The following is a 6,000-nucleotide window of genomic DNA, read 5'->3' as shown; positions in this document are numbered from 1 at the left end:
GGCTGCAGGAAGCCGCCGCGCGCCTGGGCGGTGCCGCGCAGGAGCTGGCTGGCGCCGCGGCGCTGCAAAGCATCCGCCGCTCGCTCGAAGAGAAGGCGGAGCGGCTGGCGAACAACCGCTTCACGATCGCGCTTTTCGGCGCGTTCAGCGCGGGCAAATCGTCGTTCGCCAATGCGCTGATCGGCGAACGGGTGCTGCCGGTATCGCCGAATCCGACGACCGCGGCGATCAACAAAATCATGCCGCCGGACCCGGAAGAGGGCTGGCCGCATGGCACGGCCAAGATCCGAATGAAAACGTCGGAACGGCTGGCCTCCGATATCTTTTATTCGTTGGAAGTTTTGGGTGCGACTGTAAATTCGATGGATAAGGCGCTGGCCGCGATTCATAAGCTGGCAGCCGATCAAGTTCCGGGCAAGGGCAAGCCGCATTACGCGTTTCTGAAGGCCGTCGAGAAAGGCTGGGCGGAGATGAGCCCGCACCTCGGCCAAGAGCTGCGCGTCACGGCCGATGAGTTCGGCCGTTATGCCGCTGATGAGGCCAAGTCGTGCTTCGTCGAGCTGATCGAGCTGTACTATGCGAACCCGCTCACCGAGCAAGGCGTCGTGCTGGTCGATACGCCGGGAGCCGATTCCATTAATGCGCGCCATACCGGCGTAGCGTTCGATTACATCAAGAACGCCGACGCGATTTTGTTCGTCACGTATTATAATCATGCGTTTTCCCATGCGGATAAAGAGTTTTTGCTGCAGCTCGGACGCGTGAAAGACAGCTTCGAACTGGATAAAATGTTTTTCATCGTCAATGCCGCCGATTTGGCTTCCTCCGCCGAAGAGCTGGAAGGGGTCGTCAAGCACGTCGAAACGAACCTGCTCCAGCATGGCATCCGGCACCCGCGGATTTATCCGCTGTCGAGCTACTACGCGCTTGAAGGGAAAATCCAGGAGGACCGGGAGACGGTCGAGCAATCGGGCATTTTGCGCTTTGAGCGGGAGTTCGTCCGCTTTACATTTGCGGAGTTAACCGAGATGGCTGTCCGGGCGGGCGATGCGGATATCCGCCGTGCGGCGGATGTGCTCCAGCGCTGGATGGACAGCGCCAGGGCAGACGCTTCGGAGCGCCGCCGCCAAGCGGAAGCGCTGCGTGCGGCGCTTGCCGAGGCTCAGAAGCGGCTCGCCGCCCCGGACACGGACGCGGAGGCCCGCGAGCTGTCCAAGGAAATTCAGGAGCTGCTGTACTATGTCAAGCAGCGCACGTCCTACCGCTTCGGCGATCTGTTCAATACGGCCTTCAACCCGGCCGTATTCCGCGACGACCGCCGCGATTCGAAAACGGTTATGCAGTCCGCTTGGGAGGATCTGAGGCGGATGCTCTCCTTCGACTTGAACCAGGAAGTGCTGGCGACCACGCTGCGGATCGAGAACAAAATCAACCGTATGGCGGGTGACGCCTCGAAAAACTGGTCGGAAGCCGTCCAGAGCGCGGGAATTCCGTCCTTCGAAGCCCCGGGGTTTGAGCCGTTTAAGCTGAAGACGCCCGAGCTGAACGCGATGCTGGAGGCCGCAGACGTGCAGCCGAAGTGGCTGGCAGGCTTCTTTAAAAATGCGAAGCAGTTCTTCGAAGGAGACGGGAAAGCGGAGCTGCGCCGGGAGCTGGAAGCCCGCTTGAACGCGCCGATGACGCGTTTTGCCGATACGCAAGCGGCCTTTTTGGAGGAAGCTTACGCGGAGCAGCTGCGAAGCGTGATGCAGGAGCTGGCGGCAAGACTCCGGCAGGCGCTGGAGGAGCATGGCGAAGGACTGCTGGAAGCGCTAGAGATGAAGATCGACTTGAACGAGCTTCAGGCGAAGCACGGCAAATTGTTGAATTTTATTGGATGAAATGACGATAATTTGAGAGGAATGGGCCTCATTTTTATTGAGTTCCGAACGGTTACATCCGGGGTTGTCCGATGGCGGGCGACCTCGGATTTTTGTTTTTGTGAAAAGGCTTTCATTTCAACGATTTCGTATTATTCGGGAGAAATAGTAGCGCTGCGCTTCCATATTGTGACGATATGGAGGAATACTCTGGGAAAATCAAGATTATGGGGCAACCCGTATTTGCCGCCCCTTGGGGATGATGCTACACTTCTTCTCATAGCTGAAACGCTTTCGGAGCCATCATTCCGCTTCGAAAGCCATTTTTGCTTTTGCGGCTCTACCGCCGTATTCCATGAGAAAAAATGTGTCGGCAGAGGCTTTGCGCGGAAAGGAAGCGCTCTCGCAGCAAAGCTGGAGAAGGAGGAGCTCCATGGAAGTATTTAAGCAGCTGAAGGAGTTTTACTGGTCGGAACGAAGGTTTCTGTACGCCTCGATCGTTTGCCTGATGACGGCAACGGCGCTGGGACTCGTTTACCCGAATTTGCTTCGCTACTTGATCGACGAAGTGATTTCGAAAGGGCAGTTCTCGGCCGTCCCGTACTTGGCGCTTCTCGTGGCCGGCGTGATGATCGTCAAGGCAACCTTTCAGTTTTTGCACGGCGCGACCAGTGCTCGGCTCGGCAACCAGACCGCATTCAACCTGCGGGCCGCCCTTTACCGGAAGCTGCAGTACTTGTCGTTTCAGTATTACGACAAAGCGCGCACAGGAGATCTGATGTCGCGCCTCACGGCCGATCTGCAAGCTGTACGGGATTTTATCGGCTTCGGCTTCGTCCAGATTTTGAACGTGATCATGATGTTCGCTTTTGGCGTGATCATGATGGTGTCGATCAATTGGCAGCTAACGCTCCTCACCATGATTTGCATGCCGTTCCTCGTCTATACGGCGATCCGTTTCGAGGGGAAAATTCATCCGGCGTTCCGGTCGATCCGTCAATCGATGAGCAGCATGACGACCTCCGTACAGGAGAACATCACCGGGGTAAGGACGGTCAAGTCGTTCGCGAGAGAGCCGCATGAAATCGACAAATTTTCCGAACGCAACGGAAACTACAAGGAAAACAACGTATTGACCGCAGGCATTTGGGCCAAATATTTTCCTTTGATGGAGCTATTTGCCAACCTGAGCGTGGTTATTTTGCTCGGCGTCGGCGGCTGGATGGTGATGAACGAAACCATTTCGCTCGGAGATCTTGTCGCTTTCTTCAGCTTGATTTGGTACATCATCGGCCCGATGTGGGGCATCGGCTTTCATATCAACAACTTCACGCAATCGAAAGCGGCCGGCGAACGGCTTCTCGAAGTGCTGCATCAATACGAACACGTGAAAAATAAAGAGAATGCGCTCGTTTTGCAGCCTGATCGGGTACAAGGCCACGTCCGTTTCGACAACGTGACCTTCGCGTATACGGATAAGCAGCCGGCGCTCACCGATTTTAATCTGGATGCGCCTGCGGGTTCGGTCATCGGACTGCTAGGCGGTACAGGCTCGGGGAAATCGACGGTCATTCAGCTGCTTTTGCGGGCCTACAATGTGAAGGAAGGCCGGATTACGCTCGATGGAACGGACCTTCGCGACATTACGCTGGAAAGTCTGCGCAGTCAAATGGCGATCGTTTTCCAGGAGACGTTTCTGTTTTCTTCCAGCATCAAAGGCAATATCGCTTACGGTGTCGACGACGTGACCATGGAAGAGGTCATTCAGGCGGCGAAGCTGGCCAAAGCGCACGACTTCATCATGGAGCTGCCGATGGGCTACGATACGATCGTCGGCGAACGCGGTCTGGGCCTATCCGGCGGGCAAAAGCAGCGGCTTGCGATTGCGCGGGCGCTGCTGAAAAATCCGAAAATTTTAATTCTCGACGATGCCACGAGCGCCGTAGATATGGAAACCGAGCACGAAATTCAACGAGGGTTCGAAGAGGTGATGAAAGGCCGCACGACGTTTATCATCGCGCACCGGATCTCTTCGCTGAAGCATGCGGATGAAATTTTGGTGCTGGATGAGGGCCGGATCGTGCAGCGGGGCACCCACGCCGAGCTTATGAAGCAGGAGGGGCCGTACCTTGAAACGTACAAAATTCAATTTGCCGATCAGCCGGAAGAGATCGATGCCGATGCTGGTACCGATGAACTGGCTCAGCCTAACGAGTCGACGGCGGAAGTAGCTGCTGCCTCTCAAGCCAACGTAAGGAGGTTTGCCCATTGAACAGACAACGGAACCATACATCCGGCGGTTCGAAGCCCGAAGGCGAGGAACTGCTGAAATCCCGGTTCGTCTATCAAGACGACGAGGAGCTTGACAAAGGGTTCGACTGGGTTCAGGTCAAGCGCGTCGGCAAATATATGAAGCCGTATGCGAAGCAGATGGCGCCCGTCATCCTGATTATGATGGCCGTCGGCGCTCTGACGAAGCTGCTGAATCCGCTTCTGATCGCCTTTGCGATCGACAACGCGCTGAAGCAGAAGGACGGCAAGCTGCTTGCGCTCTGCGTAGGCGCCATGTTCGTGCTGTATGTCATTCAATGGCTCGCGAACAACTACCGGATTCGGTATACGAACGAGATCGGCCAGCGGATCATCTATGATTTGCGCCACGATTTGTTCAGCCATATTCAGCGGCTGTCGTTCCGATTTTTCGACAAACGTCCGGCCGGCTCGATTCTCGTTCGCGTGACGAACTATGTAAACTCGCTTCAAGACTTGCTAACGAACGGCGTCGTCAATCTGTTGATCGACTGTGTGCAGCTGATCGGCATCATCTTCATCCTATTATTTTACAATGTCAAGCTGGGAGCAGCGATTATTGTCACGGTTCCGATCATGTTCCTGATTTCGACACGGCTTCGCGTAAAAATTCGCCGCGCCTGGCAGGTCGTCCAGACGAAGACGTCACGCATTAACGCTCATTTGAACGAGTGCATCCAGGGCATCAAGGTGACGCAGGCGTTCACGCAGGAAAAGCAGAACATCGCTTATTTCGAGCAAATGAACCAGGATAATCATAAATCGTGGAACCGCGCATCGACCCTGAACCAGTCGTTTAACCCGATCATTGAGGTTACCGGGGCGGTCGGCTACTTTATTTTATTCCTGCTTGGCGCTTATTTCATTCAAAGCGGGGAAATGACCGTCGGCTTGTTCGTAGCTTTCGCTTCTTACATCGGCAGCTTCTGGGAGCCGATCAACCGGCTCGGCCAAATGTATTCGCAGATGCTCATTGCGATGGCTTCGTCGGAGCGGATCTTCGAATATATCGATGAGCAGCCGAACGTGGCGGAGAAGCCTTCGGCCCGCCCGCTGCCGACGATTCGCGGAGATATCGACTTCAAGCAAGTGGAGTTCGAATACGAGCCCGGACGGCACGCGCTGCAGCGGATCGATCTGAACGTGAAGGCCGGCCAATCGATCGCGCTTGTCGGCCATACGGGTTCAGGCAAAAGCACGATCATTAACCTGCTTTGCCGCTTTTACGATGTAACGGGAGGCAGCATTGTCATCGACGGTCACGATATCCGCGATGTAACGATTCAAAGCTTGCGTTCGCAGATCGGGATCGTGCTTCAGGATACATTTATTTTCTCCGGGACGATTCGCGATAACATCCGGTTCGGGCGGCTCGATGCGACCGACGAGGAAGTGGAGGCGGCGGCCAAGGCTGTCCGCGCTCACGAGTTTATCGTGAATTTGCCGAACGGCTACGATACCGAGGTGCAGGAGAGAGGGAACGTGCTGTCGATGGGACAGCGCCAGCTGCTATCGTTCGCCCGGGCGCTTCTGGCGGACCCGCGCATCCTCATTCTCGATGAGGCGACGGCCAGCATCGATACGGAGACGGAGTTGAAAATTCAAGAAGCGCTCAAGACGCTGATGACGGGACGCACGTCCTTCATCATCGCGCACCGGTTGTCGACGATTCGTCATGCCGATCATATTCTCGTATTGGATCACGGACGAATTATGGAGCAGGGCAATCACGAGGAGCTGATGCACCACCAAGGTATTTATCACGGACTGATTCAAGCGCAGTACCGCTTTTTGAAAGAAACGGGTTAACAGATATTGGCCGGTGTGGTAT

General features: G+C 55.6%; 3 protein-coding genes. All 3 read left to right on the top strand.

Annotated elements, in window-relative coordinates; genetic code table 11:
• The first annotated feature begins 2 nt into the window (after positions 1–2).
• Positions 3–1,880: a dynamin family protein gene (locus PEL01S_RS24535; RefSeq protein WP_127462125.1), complete on the top strand. Its 1,878-nt coding sequence runs from the start codon at positions 3–5 to the stop codon at positions 1,878–1,880.
• A 412-nt stretch (positions 1,881–2,292) separates the two neighbouring features.
• A complete protein-coding gene (locus PEL01S_RS24530; RefSeq protein WP_127462124.1) occupies positions 2,293–4,131 on the top strand; it encodes an ABC transporter ATP-binding protein in 1,839 nt (612 codons plus the stop codon).
• Positions 4,132–4,181: 50 nt separating this feature from the next.
• Positions 4,182–5,978, top strand: a complete 1,797-nt coding sequence (locus tag PEL01S_RS24525; protein ID WP_239551475.1) for an ABC transporter ATP-binding protein — start codon at positions 4,182–4,184, stop codon at positions 5,976–5,978.
• The last annotated feature ends 22 nt before the right edge of the window (positions 5,979–6,000 follow it).

The sequence above is a fragment of the Paenibacillus elgii NBRC 100335 genome, from assembly GCF_004000865.1.
Lineage (GTDB): Bacteria > Bacillota > Bacilli > Paenibacillales > NBRC-103111 > Paenibacillus_G > Paenibacillus_G elgii.
The sequence above is the reverse complement of the archived record's forward strand: the minus strand, read 5'-3'. Positions and strand labels throughout refer to the sequence as shown.